Here is a 13,232-nt window from a genome sequence, read left to right on the forward strand (position 1 = left end):
AGTAAACAATTTATATGCTTAAAAAAGTTTTTGGAAGTGCTGTTTTTGGTGTGGAGGCAACAACCATCACTGTCGAGGTGAATACAGATACAGGTATTGGGTACCATTTAGTAGGTTTGCCTGATAATGCCATTAAAGAAAGTAATTACCGAATTGCTGCGGCGCTTCAAAATAACGGGTACCGAATTCCTGGTAAAAAAATCATTATTAATATGTCGCCTGCCGATTTGCGTAAAGAAGGATCTGCTTACGATTTAACTTTGGCAATAGGTATTCTAGCGTCTTCCAAACAAATAAAAGACGACGATTTAGAGCGTTATATTATTATGGGAGAATTGTCGCTCGATGGTACTTTACAACCTATAAAGGGCGCTTTGCCTATTGCGGTAAAAGCAAGACAAGAAGGTTTTAAAGGTTTTATTTTACCAAGTCAGAACGCTAAAGAGGCGGCTATTGTTGATAATTTAGAAGTTTACGGTATCGATAACATCAAACAGGTTATTGATTTTTTTGACAAAGGAGAACCTTTAGTGCAAACTATTGTGAATACTCGTGAGGAGTTCGAGAAAAATTTAGATTTCCCAGAACACGATTTTTCCGACGTTAGAGGGCAGGAAGGTATAAAGCGCTGTATGGAAATTGCAGCAGCTGGCGGACATAACATTATCTTAATCGGCCCACCTGGTGCCGGAAAAACCATGTTAGCAAAACGCTTGCCAAGTATTTTACCACCTATGACGCTTCATGAAGCGCTGGAAACAACAAAAATACATTCGGTAGTTGGTCGCGTAAAAGAAACGGGCTTGATGGCACAACGGCCTTTTCGGAGTCCACATCACACTATTTCAGATGTGGCTTTAGTAGGAGGCGGCGCGTTTCCACAGCCTGGTGAAATATCACTTTCCCATAATGGGGTTTTGTTTTTAGATGAATTACCCGAATTCAAACGTGGTGTTTTAGAAGTGTTGCGCCAACCTTTGGAAGATCGGGAAGTCACTATTTCGCGTGCTAAATTTACAGTTACCTATCCGTCCTCATTTATGTTAGTAGCAAGTATGAACCCAAGTCCAGGAGGTTATTTTAACGACCCCAATGCACCTGTTACCTCGAGTCCTGCAGAAATGCAACGGTATTTAAGTAAAATTTCAGGGCCTTTGTTAGATCGTATTGATATACATATTGAAGTAACACCCGTGCCTTTTGAAAAACTATCGGAAGATAGAAAAGGAGAAACCTCGGTTGATATTAGAAAACGCGTCACCCAAGCTAGGTCCATTCAAACCGAACGCTTTAAAGAAAGTGATGCGGTGCATTATAATGCACAAATGAGCACCAAACAAATTAGAAAATATTGTGTTCTAGATGATGCTTCAAAGCAACTGTTAAAAACTGCGATGGAACGCCTTAATTTATCGGCTCGGGCTTATGATAGAATTTTAAAAGTTTCTAGAACTATCGCCGATTTAGAAGGTGTTGAAGAGGTAAACGGTTCGCATATTGGTGAAGCGATTCAATATAGGAGTTTGGATAGAGATGGGTGGTTGGGTTAAATTCCTACGAAGGCAGGAATCTCTTTGGTAGTCCGCAAGACAAAGTCTTAACGATCATTGGAATGGTTACGAAGTCGGGAGACTTCGTGTAGCATAAATTTTCGAGAAAGCATCGGAGAGCAGGGAATGATGTTATTTTCTTGTTTCGAGGTGATTGGATTAATAGATTATTTAATTAATTTAATATTTTAACCCACACAACTAAAAAAAAATACAGAATATGGATATAGTCTGGATAATTGTAAAATTTATAATTGCGAATATTTTATTATTTATTATATCATCGACTTTAATTGGAATTATTATTCGAGGACTTTTTTACCAACAAACGGATAATACAACTAGTGAATATATTGCCGAATTGTATGAAAATAATCGAAAAAGAGGTTTAGCCTCTACTATAGTTACTTCTTGCTTAACAATTATATTATTCATATTTCTGTATAACTATACTAATGTCTATATAATACTAGGTATTCTTTTAAATATGATTACGAGAATAAAAGATTTATTAAATGAAATTAAAACTGGGATTAAGACAACAAAAAGAACAATGTCAAACGATGGATTGGATTTAATTCTGAACATTGTAACTTATTTAGGAATTGGAATTTTTAACTATGGACTATATTTGATGTGGATAAAATAAAAAACTGCTGTCAAACGTATATAATTTATTGCTTGCAAAATGCTAAATAAACTTCACATATTATTAGTTATTTTATTTACCCCGCTCTAAGAAGTGTTCTATAAATAATAAACCTTATTAAAAGTAGGGATGTGCTGTGCGAAGTCTCCCGACTTCGCACCCACAAGTATTACGACCTATTGTGATGGTTGCGAAGTCGGGAGACTTCGCACAGCATAAGTTCCCGAGAAAGCTTCGGAGAGCAGGGAATTCGCACAGCATAAACAATAATAACTGGGTTTTTATCGGCCTAAAATATAATTACTTCAAAGCCAAGGACTATTATTATATTAAAAAATCAATCTCAACTTCAAGACAGAAACTATCTAGGCATAATAAATCAAAATAATTTATTTCACCCGTTTTTCTTGCTTTAAACGCTCTCCAACTACTGTATAAGACATTTGATCATGAAATAGCTTTTTATACTTTTTGAAGGTAAATATTTGAATTATTATTGGGACCACAAGAATGTAAGTATAAGGCATGATAAATCTTAGTATATTTCTAAAAAAAGCTTTAAAAAATCCAACAGGATCACCATTTCTCTCTGTAATCTCCAGTTTCATAATGCGTTTGCCAAAAGTCCCTTTCCACTTCGAGGATTCAAAAACGGCACATACGGTAAAATACACTAAAATAAATAATAATAGTGATGTGTCAGATGGCTCATATTCAACTTCAATATCATCCATAGTCATAACTTCAATAATTATCCATAAGAAATATATGGGTACAAATGTTAAAAACTGATCCAAAATAAAGGCGGCACCTCGTTTCATAAGGGTTCTTCCGTAGTAGTTTTTTCTATAGTCTACTTCTAAATTAACATGCGCTATTTTTTTGCGTGTCGGTGTCTTTTTTACGGAAGGTGCTGGTGCTGGTGCTTTCTCCGTTACAGGTTCTGCTTTAGTAATCTCTTCTACAACCTCTTCGTTCTTATCAATGAGTAATTCTGCCTTTTCTGAAATTTCGTTTTCTGATATATTTTCAATAATATCTTCGGCAACAGTTCTAGATTCTGTTAAAGAGGATAATTGTTCTTCAGCAATGTGTTCAACAATTTCGTCTTCCTCTTCGTTAAAATCGTTAATCGATTCATATATATCATTTACTACTGAGGTTAAAGCATCATCTTCACTATTCCAATATTGTCTATTATTAAGTGGTTGCGTATTTTTAGGTAATAAAGGTAAATTAACAAAGGGTGTTGACTTCCACATGCAGTTTCGTACCAAAATTGGTAACATGACTGTTTCGCCTTTATTGTAACGTTCAATAACTTTTTGGGTGCGTATGTATGTTTGATCGTCATTAATAAAATCGGCACTTATAAAAGCTAAAACAATATCAGCATCATACAATTGAAGCTTATAGCTGTTTATATCTTGTCCTGCTGGAATTTCGAAATCACTCAGTATTTCAATTGGGATCTTAGAATTTCGAACAACGGGAGAAAGGTATTTTTTTATCGCTTTAGATTGCTCCTCATCTTCTGGAGCTGCAAGAAAATAAACGGTTATTTTTCCTTTACCTGTAGAGACTGCGGAAGGGGTTGTTGTCGACATAAAAGTTAATTTTTTGGTTAGTTAAAATTATTTTTTGCTAATCAACGTTTATAGGGGGAATTCTTTTATTTGGATAAAATATAATCAACAAGACGTTCTATTCCTGTAGCTACTTCTGTAAATGCGACATCTTTATCGTCATAATCTGAAATTGGACGCGCATTTTTAGGTAAGGCTTGTAATTTTGCAAACGGCATACTTGTCCACTTACAACTCCTTAAAATAACGGGAACAACAAAAGCGGTTCCTGCTTCATGCCTTTTCATGGCTTCCGCAAGCTCTGTGTCCCAAATAAAATCGGAAGCAATAAAATCGACACTTACTAATAGTAAAATAATATTGGCTTTGGCAAATTCACTCATAATGCCTTCATTCCATTCTTGACCAGCGATTAATTCTCGATCATTCCAGGCGTCAATTTTTCCTGAACGTTTTAACACTTTTAAATATTTATCCATTTCATCTTTAAGCCCTTCGTCTTCATGAGCGTATGATGTGAATATTTTAACGGCTTTACTAGACATATTTGTTTTCAGGTATTAATTATAAATTAATTTTCGTGGACTATAAAGTTAAAATGGTTCAGTATGTATTTCACTAAGTACGTATTTAAGTAACTAAATAATACTTTTTTATTTTTCTCTATTATTGTAGAACTTGAATGTATTCAGCAAGTTAGCATAAAATATTGTAATATTATATATGCAATTGCACAAAAATGAATTCTTTTATAGATGATTATAATTACAACAATATATCCATAGAATACCAAGAAAAAAAACAAACCATTTTGGGGTAAGGATGTCTAATACTTGATTAATAAATGAGAGTTAAAAAAAAATCATCAAACATAAAAAAGGAAACATCCATAATTATTATCTATATTTTAATTCGATTTATAAAAACAAAGAATAAACTTAAAACATGAAGAGAGTCCTCGTTATTTTATGCGCCGTTTTTGCGATAGGTTGTAATAACACCAAAAAAGAACAACAATCAATAAATTCAGAAATTAAACAAGACCCCATGGCTGTGCTAAATTTAGAACAAGCGAATAAGTTGGCGCAATTGCCTTTAGAATGTATGAATACAGAATATCCAAATAGGCTATCGCAAACCTTGGGAGCTGATGCCGATTTAAAGGCACCCACAGTATTGCATCCTGCCTTTTATGGGTGTTTCGATTGGCATTCGTCCGTTCATGGACATTGGAGTTTGGTGAGTTTGTTAAAACGATTTCCAGACCTAGAGCATGCTAAAGAGATTAAACAAAAACTACTTCAAAATATATCCAAAGAAAACATAGAAGCAGAAGTTAGTTATTTTCATGGTGAACATAATAAGTCTTTTGAGCGTACTTATGGTTGGGCATGGTTGTTAAAACTAGCAGAAGAATTGCATACTTGGGAAACACCTGTTGCTAGAGAGTTGGAAGCGAATTTGCAGCCGCTAACCCATTTAATAATTGAAAAGTATATCGAGTTTTTGCCAAAATTAAATTACCCGCTTCGGGTGGGAACGCATCCTAATACCGCGTTTGGCTTGTCCTTTGCGTATGATTATGCTGTAACCGTAAATAACGAAGCTTTGAAATTAGCTATTGAGGAGCGTGCTAAATTTTTCTTTTTAAACGACCAAGCCTGTCCAATGAGTTGGGAGCCTAGTGGCACCGATTTTTTATCACCTTGCTTGGAAGAGGCGGCATTAATGAAGCGCTTATTGTCTGTTGAAGCTTATAAGAAGTGGTTATCTGACTTTTTACCGCAATTAAAAGATAAAAAGTTTGCTTTGGAAGTAGGGGTGGTTTCAGATAGAACCGATGGACATTTGGTGCATTTAGATGGTGTGAATTTTTCGCGTGCGTGGAGTTTAATTAAAATCTCAGAAAACCTTGCGGAATATCAGCATTTAAAAACGATTGCTTACGAGCATATAAATTATTCCTTGCCAAGTATTTTTGGTGATAGTTATGAAGGCGGACATTGGTTAGGTAGCTTTGCTATTTACGCATTGAATGCCGCTTCTCATGATTAAAAATTGGTTTAAAAACATAGGTCCAGGCCCTTTGGTGGCTGCGGCGTTTATAGGTCCAGGCACCGTGACGGTATGTACGCTTGCGGGTGTTCATTTTGGGTACGCGTTGCTGTGGGCTATGGTTTTGTCTATTGCGGCAACTGTGGTGCTTCAAGAAATGTCTGCACGATTAGGACTTGTTTCTCAAAAAGGACTGTCAGAAATTATAAGATCAGAAATCAAACATCCTGTGTTAAAAATACTAGCGGTTGGCTTAATACTCTTGGCTATTGTGGTGGGCAACGCCGCTTATGAGGCTGGTAATATTACGGGTGGTGTTTTGGGATTGGAAACCATTATGGGGAATCCAACAGTAGTTGTGGCGGGTTTTACAGTGAAAGGATTGAATCTGTTAATTGGTTTTATTGCTTTTGTGTTGCTTTATTTAGGGAGTTACAAAGTCATAGAGCGGGCTTTGGTGGCGCTTGTGTTGTTGATGAGTTTTGCCTTTTTGGTAACCACGATTATTACCAAGCCGAGTCTTACGGATATTTTTAAGAGTATTGTGTTGTCTAAAATGCCAAAAGGGAGCATCTTAACTATTATGGCCTTGATAGGAACCACGGTTGTGCCTTATAATTTGTTTTTGCACGCGTCTTTGGTGAAAGAAAAATGGCATCATATATCCGATTTGAAGTTGGTAAAACGAGATACTAGGGTAGCAATTGTTTTTGGAGGTATCGTGTCTATGTGTGTTGTAATTTCGGCTGCTTCAATAAACACGCAACATGTAGCAAATGTAGCCGATTTAGCTCTGGGCTTAGAGCCTTTGTTTGGTAGTTTTGCTAAATATTTTCTAGCTATAGGTTTGTTTTCTGCAGGTATTACGAGTGCAATTACGGCGCCTTTGGCGGCGGCTTTTGTAGCTACAGGTTGCTTGGGTTGGTCTACAAGTATGGCTGATAAAAAATTTAAAGCCGTATGGATGGTTATTTTAATACTTGGTATTGTGTTTTCGTCTTTGGGTGTAAAACCTATTGAAGTTATTAAATTTGCGCAAATTGCTAATGGTATTCTGTTGCCACTTATTGCTGGGTTTTTAATTTGGGTGGTTAATAAATCGTCTGTTTTAGGAATTTATAAAAATAATGTAGTTCAAAATATAGCAGCATTCCTTATCTTGCTTATTAGTATTTTATTGTCTCTCGTAACGCTTAATAACGTGTTGAATCTAAAACTGATTTAGTGATTAATAATTCAATAGATATAAATGTCGATGTAGGTGAGGGGATTGGTAACGAATCGCTCTTGCTGCCTTATGTGTCGTCTTGTAATATTGCTTGTGGCGGACATGCGGGTAACGGTAAAACCATGCGCAAGGTGGTTAAATTAGCGCAGAAGCACCGCGTTAAAATTGGCGCACACCCTTCCTTTCCAGATATTGAGAATTTTGGCAGAAAACCTATGCAAATGTCCTGTGTGGCCTTGTATAACTCCGTGAAAGAACAAATTTTCAATCTGAAATCTATTTTAAAGGAGGAAAACGCCTTATTACATCATGTAAAACCTCATGGTGCTTTGTATAATATGGCTGTTACAGATGTTAAAATTGCGACCACGCTTGTGGAAGTGATGAAAAGTATTGAGATGCCTGTTAAACTTTATGTGCCTTGTAATTCAATTATTGAACGTCTAGCACTTGAAAATAATATTCCGATTACCTATGAGGTTTTTGCGGATAGAAATTATAATGACGACTTAACATTGGTATCACGTACCGATAAAAATGCCTTAATTCATGATTCGGATGTGATGTTTGAACATGTATTTTATATGTTGGAAAAACGAAAAGTAAAAACAATTACTGGGGCAGAAGTGGCTGTAAAAGCGCAGACGTTTTGTGTGCATGGTGATAATCTTCAGGCGGCCGAATTAGTGAAAAAACTACGTGCAAATTTGGAAGCAAAAGGCGTTAAAATTTTATAATATTAATGGCTTTTAATCTTACATACAAACCCTTTGGTGAGCGGGCTATTTTGGTAGAATGGCCAGCAATTATTGATGCTGAAATTCTAAAGGATATCATTCAGTTTAAAACGACTATTTCGGATAATAGTGTTAAATCTATTGTTGAATTAAAGATCGCATATAACTCGTTATTAATTATTTACGATTCTGTTTGTAGGAATTTTGAGAACGAAGTAAGCATGCTTAAAAACATCTATAAATCGCTTCAATTGAATAATGACACAGTGTCAGTGCTGTGGAAAATCCCTGTATGTTACGATGTTGCTTTTGGTGTTGATTTAGAAGCTATTTCCGAAGAAAAAAAGTTGTCCAAAGAAGCGATAATTAAGTGTCATACAGAAGTTGAATATACTGTTTATTTTATTGGGTTTTTACCTGGCTTTCTGTATTTAGGAGGTTTAGATGTGTTACTCCATATGCCAAGAAAAGCAACGCCACGTTTACGAATTGAAAAGGGGGCTGTGGCTATTGGTGGAAATCAAACAGGAGTGTATCCCGCAGAAAGTCCTGGGGGTTGGAATATCATAGGGAATTCACCTGTCTCGTTTTTTAATCCCAAACTAAACGTACCATGTTTTGCGAAAGCAGGAGATCGTATCGTCTTTAAGCAGGTGTCACTTATTGAGTATCAAGACATCAAGGCCTTGGTAGATGCGGGTCTGTATCAAATGGAAAGCGAGGTGCTTCATGGTTAAAGTATTAAAGTCAGGTATGTATTCGTCTGTTCAGGATTTAGGGCGTATGGGTTTTCAGCAATACGGCGTACCGTATTCTGGAGTGATGGATGTGTATTCAGCGTCTTTAGCAAATCATATTTTAGGTAATAATACGAATGATGCGGTCATTGAAATGACTATTACTGGAATATCACTTCGGTTTGATTGCGATACGCGTATTTGTATATCGGGTGCGACTATGGCTCCGGAACTAAATAACCAGGCAATTCAGATGAATAAAAGTATTCAGGTGTCTGCTGGCGATGTGTTGTCTTTTGGTAAATTAGCTAAAGGGTTTCGTTGTTATTTAGCTGTTTTTGGTGGTTTTAAAACCGAAGAAGTTATGGGGAGTCGAAGCATGTATAATGGAGTGACTTCTCAATCTAAAATTTCTAAAAATGATGTTTTTTTAATTAATGAAATGAATTCATTTACAGTAAGTAATAATGCATTAGTTAAAGTGAAAGATGAACATTTTTTGTCTCACCGAATAGATGTTTATAAAGGTCCTGAATTTGATTTCTTATCAAAGAATCAGCAAGAATTTTTGTTTCAAAATAGCTTTACTGTTTCGAAGGATAATAACCGTATGGCGTATCAACTTTCAGAACCTTTAGAAAATAATTTAGAGCCTATTATTACGTCGGCTGTATTGCCAGGTACGGTGCAATTAACGCCGTCTGGAAAGCTTATTGTATTAATGCGCGACTGTCAAACAACAGGTGGTTATCCCCGGGTGTTGCAGTTAAAAGAGTCGGCAATTAATAGAATGGCTCAAAAATTCACAGGCAGCTTTATAGATTTTAAGCTGGTTGGAAGTAGGTGAAATTATTGAATAATAATCGCGTCTACTTCAATTGTTTGTCTTTGTGTGTTTTCTGAGTATTTCTTGAAAATTTTAATATTTCTATTTTGAAGTGAGCTGTTTGAAGCTTTTATGTTTCTGGCAGTTCCAACTCTATCGGCGCCTGCTTCTAGGTATTTAACGGCTGTTTCATAATCTTCAATACCGCCTGAAACCATTATTTGTGCTTGGTTCTTTATGGTTTTTTTAATGATTTTTGTGGCTGTAAAAGTAGCTCCGCTTTTCGAGAAGCCGCTAGAGGTTTTTATAACGTCGGCATGCGCATCAATACAGATGTTGCAGGCTTTAATAATTTCATTTTTGTTTAATTCTGATATTTCTAAAATCACCTTTAGAGGGGTGTTTTTAATCGCCATTTTAACATCGATAATGTCTTTTAAAACCGACACGTAGTTTTTGCTTTTAAGAAACCCGAGGTTGATAACCATTTCAATTTCATCAGCACCATCTTCAATGGCTTTTTGGGCTTCATACACTTTAGCAGCAGTAGAGGTGGCACCTAACGGAAAGCCGACTACAGATGCTATTTTAACATCGGTACCATCTAGAAGTTGTTTTGCAAGGGCTACATATGCGGTGTTTATACAAACGGCAAAAACATTATTTAGCTTTGCTTCGTGGCAAAGGTTGATGATATCGCGCTCTGAAGAGGTCGCTTGAAGTAAAGAATAGTCAATACATTTGGATATATCCATGCTATTAATAGGTTTTTTTTAGGGATTTGCTATTAGGGTAACAAATCTAAATTGTTAGTATTATTGAGTAGAGTTTGGGACCTTACTTGAAACAAAAATAACGATTAAATTCATATTTATCCGATAAAACAACATTTTTTAAAGAAAATTTTTCGGATAATTCATTTAACTGACTTGTTTTTAGAATATTATGTAATTTGAGAGGGTGGTTGTTTGTCGAAGGGGTGAAAAATGAAAAGCAACACTCATCTCCGAGAAGAATCATGTTGCTTTTGCTAACCAACCAACTATGTGTCTAAGTTTTAACTTTTTTGTTACAAAAAACTGTAATTAAATAGTTTCGGTAACCATATCGCCTTGGTTTCTAAAAACCAATTGGTCGTCGAAAGCATCTAAAAGTATAATGCTGTCTGTGGTGACTTTACCTGCTAAAATCTCTTTACTTAGGGCGTTTAAAACCTCTTTCTGAATCACGCGTTTTACTGGGCGAGCGCCATATTCGGGGTTGTATCCTTTCTCAGCTAAATAATTAATAGCTTCTTGAGTGGTATCAAAAGTGATGCCTTGTTGTCCAATCATTTTTGTAATGCCTTTTAGCTGTAGTTTTACAATGGCTGTTATATTCTCTTTATTTAAAGGGGTGAACATGACAGTGTCGTCAATTCTGTTTAAAAACTCTGGGCGTACGCTTTGTTTCAATAAAGCTAAAACATCCACTTTGGCAGCTTCGATAGCAGAATTAATGTCTTTTGTGGCTTCAAAGCGCTCCTGTATAATCTGGCTTCCTATGTTGGAGGTCATGATAATAATGGTGTTTTTAAAATCGGCTACACGTCCTTTGTTGTCCGTTAAATGCCCTTCATCTAGCACTTGTAATAAAATATTGAAAGTGTCTGGATGTGCTTTTTCAATTTCATCTAGCAAAACTACAGAGTAGGGTTTACGTCTTACGGCTTCTGTTAATTGGCCGCCTTCATCATAACCAACATATCCTGGAGGTGCGCCAACCAATCGGCTTACCGCATGGCGTTCTTGGTATTCGCTCATGTCTATACGTGTCATCGAATTTTCATCATCAAACAGGTATTCCGCTAAAGCTTTCGCTAACTCGGTTTTACCAACGCCTGTGGTTCCTAAAAACAAAAAGCTGCCAATGGGTTTTTTGGGGTTTTGTAACCCGGCACGACTTCTGCGTACCGCATCACTTACCGCTTCAATAGCCTCTTCTTGTCCTACCACGCGTTTGTGCAGCTGGTTTTCTAGCTTCAATAATTTTTCGCGTTCGCTTTGTAGCATTTTGGTAACGGGAATTCCGGTCCATTTTGCGACCACTTCAGCGATATCATCATAAGTAACCTCCTCTTTTATCAAAGAGTGCTCAGATTGGGCCTGTAATTGCTTCTGGAAGGTTTCTAGTTCTGCTTGCGCTTCCTTTATTTTTCCATAGCGTAATTCGGCTACTTTACCGTAATCGCCATCGCGTTCGGCACGTTCGGCTTCTAGTTTGTAGTTTTCAATGGCTTGTTTAGTGTTTTGGATGTTGTCTACAACCTCTTTTTCACTCTTCCACTTGGCATTTATTTCGTTACGTTGTTCTTTAATGTTTGCTAAATCGGCGCGCAGTACTTTAAGTTTGCTTTCGTCTTTTTCGCGTTTTATGGCTTCAATTTCAATTTCCAACTGCATGATCTTTCTGTCTAAAACGTCCAGTTCTTCGGGCTTCGAATTAATTTCCATGCGTAATTTGGCAGCGGCTTCGTCCATGAGGTCAATCGCTTTATCTGGCAAAAACCTGTTGGTAATGTAGCGTTGTGATAGTTCTACGGCGCCAATAATCGCTTCGTCTTTTATGCGAACTTTGTGGTGAGTTTCATACTTTTCTTTAATACCTCGAAGTATCGAAATAGCACTTTCTGTATCTGGCTCCTCAACCATTACTTTTTGGAAACGACGTTCTAGAGCTTTGTCTTTCTCAAAGTATTTTTGATACTCATCTAAAGTTGTGGCTCCAATAGCTCGCAATTCACCACGCGCTAAAGCGGGTTTTAGAATATTGGCAGCATCCATAGCTCCTTGTCCGCCACCAGCACCTACAAGTGTGTGTATTTCATCAATAAACAATACAATATCACCTTCGCTGCTTGTGACTTCTTTTATAACGGCTTTCAAACGTTCCTCAAATTCGCCTTTGTATTTCGCGCCTGCAATTAGTGAGCCCATATCTAAAGCGAAAATTTGTTTGTCTTTTAGATTTTCAGGGATATCGCCATCTATAATTCTATGTGCCAAACCTTCGGCAATGGCTGTTTTACCTGTTCCAGGTTCTCCAATTAAAATGGGGTTGTTTTTTGTTCTTCGCGATAATATTTGAAGAATTCTTCTAATTTCTTCATCACGCCCAATTACAGGATCTAGTTTACCATCTTTAGCAAGTTGATTTAAATTTTTCGCATATTTATTAAGCGAATTATAGGTGTCTTCTTGACTTTGTGAGGTTACATTCTCTCCTTTGCGCAATTCATTAATGCTTGCCGTTAGTGTTTTTTCGGTAACACCTTGGTCTTTTAGCATCTGTGCTATTTTGCTATTCGATTTAAAAACGGCAATGATTAAATGTTCTACAGACACATAATCATCCTTCATTTTTTTTGCAATAATAGCGGCTTCATTTAGTGTTTTGCTTGCTTCACGCGATAGCATGAGTTCGCTACCAGAAACTTTTGGGAAGCTTTCCAATTGTTTATCTAAGGCTTGTTCTAGAATGTTGATGTTTACATTCAATTTTTTTAAAATGAAAGGAAGTACGTTTTCGTCTACTTCAAAAATGCCTTTAAAAAAATGCTCGTTTTCAATTTGCTGATGCCCAAAACCTTGCGCCAACTGCTGTGCTTGCTGTATGGCTTCCTGCGATTTTATGGTATAATTATTTAAATTCATATGGTTTTGTTTTTATCATTCCTTTCATCAAGGAAATCTAATTCATGTTTCTTTTTCTTTTCAATGTAAAGCAAAAATATTTTTAATTATTTTACTTTTACAACTTGAATAAGTCAATAATCTTACCAGTACGATTTTAAAGACAAAATGTCGGTTAAGTGCTGGTTTTTAG

Annotated in this window: 11 protein-coding genes; 7 read left to right on the forward strand and 4 right to left on the reverse strand. The window is 36.3% G+C overall.

Annotated elements, in window-relative coordinates:
- The first annotated feature begins 14 nt into the window (after positions 1 to 14).
- Positions 15 to 1,550 carry a YifB family Mg chelatase-like AAA ATPase gene (locus tag Q5N74_RS14020; protein WP_304389520.1) on the forward strand — a complete coding sequence of 512 codons (1,536 nt, stop codon included), beginning with the start codon at positions 15 to 17 and terminating at the stop codon, positions 1,548 to 1,550.
- A gap of 220 nt (positions 1,551 to 1,770) precedes the next feature.
- Positions 1,771 to 2,199 (forward strand): hypothetical protein, encoded by a 429-nt coding sequence (locus Q5N74_RS14025; protein ID WP_304389521.1) that lies wholly within the window; start codon positions 1,771 to 1,773, stop codon positions 2,197 to 2,199.
- A gap of 389 nt (positions 2,200 to 2,588) precedes the next feature.
- On the opposite strand, the gene Q5N74_RS14030 is transcribed toward Q5N74_RS14025, so the two are convergent.
- Together Q5N74_RS14030 and Q5N74_RS14035 are read right to left on the reverse strand one after the other, a co-directional pair.
- The gene (locus tag Q5N74_RS14030) at positions 2,589 to 3,806 is read right to left on the reverse strand and encodes an RDD family protein (protein WP_304389522.1); all 1,218 of its coding nucleotides are present in this window, start codon (positions 3,804 to 3,806) and stop codon (positions 2,589 to 2,591) included.
- Positions 3,807 to 3,871: 65 nt separating this feature from the next.
- A complete protein-coding gene (locus tag Q5N74_RS14035; protein WP_304389523.1) occupies positions 3,872 to 4,330 on the reverse strand; it encodes a toll/interleukin-1 receptor domain-containing protein in 459 nt (152 codons plus the stop codon).
- 400 nt (positions 4,331 to 4,730) lie between these two features.
- On the opposite strand from Q5N74_RS14035, the gene Q5N74_RS14040 reads away from it, so the two are divergent.
- Genes Q5N74_RS14040 through Q5N74_RS14060 form a run of 5 tightly spaced genes read left to right on the forward strand, consistent with a single transcriptional unit; the run spans position 4,731 to position 9,389 of the window.
- Complete coding sequence (locus tag Q5N74_RS14040; RefSeq protein ID WP_304389525.1) at positions 4,731 to 5,840, forward strand: DUF2891 domain-containing protein; 1,110 nt, start codon at positions 4,731 to 4,733, stop codon at positions 5,838 to 5,840.
- A complete protein-coding gene (locus Q5N74_RS14045; RefSeq protein WP_304389526.1) occupies positions 5,833 to 7,065 on the forward strand; it encodes an Nramp family divalent metal transporter in 1,233 nt (410 codons plus the stop codon). Before Q5N74_RS14040 ends, Q5N74_RS14045 begins: the two co-directional genes overlap by 8 nt.
- Entirely contained in the window at positions 7,065 to 7,805 is a 741-nt protein-coding gene (pxpA, locus tag Q5N74_RS14050) for a 5-oxoprolinase subunit PxpA (RefSeq protein WP_304389527.1), read from the forward strand. Before Q5N74_RS14045 ends, pxpA begins: the two co-directional genes overlap by 1 nt.
- Before the next feature lie 5 nt (positions 7,806 to 7,810).
- Positions 7,811 to 8,542 (forward strand): 5-oxoprolinase subunit PxpB, encoded by a 732-nt coding sequence (gene pxpB / locus Q5N74_RS14055; RefSeq protein WP_304389528.1) that lies wholly within the window; start codon positions 7,811 to 7,813, stop codon positions 8,540 to 8,542.
- Positions 8,535 to 9,389, forward strand: a complete 855-nt coding sequence (locus tag Q5N74_RS14060) for a biotin-dependent carboxyltransferase family protein (RefSeq protein ID WP_304389530.1) — start codon at positions 8,535 to 8,537, stop codon at positions 9,387 to 9,389. The genes pxpB and Q5N74_RS14060 overlap by 8 nt, the downstream gene beginning before the upstream one ends.
- A gap of 2 nt (positions 9,390 to 9,391) precedes the next feature.
- Here Q5N74_RS14060 and deoC read toward each other — a convergent pair whose 3' ends face one another.
- Both deoC and clpB read right to left on the reverse strand, forming a co-directional pair.
- On the reverse strand, positions 9,392 to 10,123 hold the full coding sequence (deoC, locus tag Q5N74_RS14065) for a deoxyribose-phosphate aldolase (RefSeq protein ID WP_304389531.1): 732 nt from the start codon (positions 10,121 to 10,123) through the stop codon (positions 9,392 to 9,394).
- A gap of 330 nt (positions 10,124 to 10,453) precedes the next feature.
- Positions 10,454 to 13,060: an ATP-dependent chaperone ClpB gene (gene clpB / locus Q5N74_RS14070; protein ID WP_304389532.1), complete on the reverse strand. Its 2,607-nt coding sequence runs from the start codon at positions 13,058 to 13,060 to the stop codon at positions 10,454 to 10,456.
- Positions 13,061 to 13,232 lie beyond the last annotated feature (172 nt).

Source organism: Mariniflexile sp. AS56 (assembly GCF_030552475.1).
GTDB lineage: Bacteria > Bacteroidota > Bacteroidia > Flavobacteriales > Flavobacteriaceae > Mariniflexile.

Coding starts and splice junctions, on each gene's coding strand:
- Q5N74_RS14030 (WP_304389522.1), bottom strand. CDS start 3,806: ATGTCGACAACAACCCCTTCCGCAGTCTCTACAGGTAAAGGAAAAATA.
- Q5N74_RS14060 (WP_304389530.1), top strand. CDS start 8,535: ATGGTTAAAGTATTAAAGTCAGGTATGTATTCGTCTGTTCAGGATTTA.
- Q5N74_RS14035 (WP_304389523.1), bottom strand. CDS start 4,330: ATGTCTAGTAAAGCCGTTAAAATATTCACATCATACGCTCATGAAGAC.
- Q5N74_RS14020 (WP_304389520.1), top strand. CDS start 15: ATGCTTAAAAAAGTTTTTGGAAGTGCTGTTTTTGGTGTGGAGGCAACA.
- Q5N74_RS14025 (WP_304389521.1), top strand. CDS start 1,771: ATGGATATAGTCTGGATAATTGTAAAATTTATAATTGCGAATATTTTA.
- clpB (WP_304389532.1), bottom strand. CDS start 13,060: ATGAATTTAAATAATTATACCATAAAATCGCAGGAAGCCATACAGCAA.
- pxpB (WP_304389528.1), top strand. CDS start 7,811: ATGGCTTTTAATCTTACATACAAACCCTTTGGTGAGCGGGCTATTTTG.
- Q5N74_RS14040 (WP_304389525.1), top strand. CDS start 4,731: ATGAAGAGAGTCCTCGTTATTTTATGCGCCGTTTTTGCGATAGGTTGT.
- Q5N74_RS14045 (WP_304389526.1), top strand. CDS start 5,833: ATGATTAAAAATTGGTTTAAAAACATAGGTCCAGGCCCTTTGGTGGCT.
- deoC (WP_304389531.1), bottom strand. CDS start 10,123: ATGGATATATCCAAATGTATTGACTATTCTTTACTTCAAGCGACCTCT.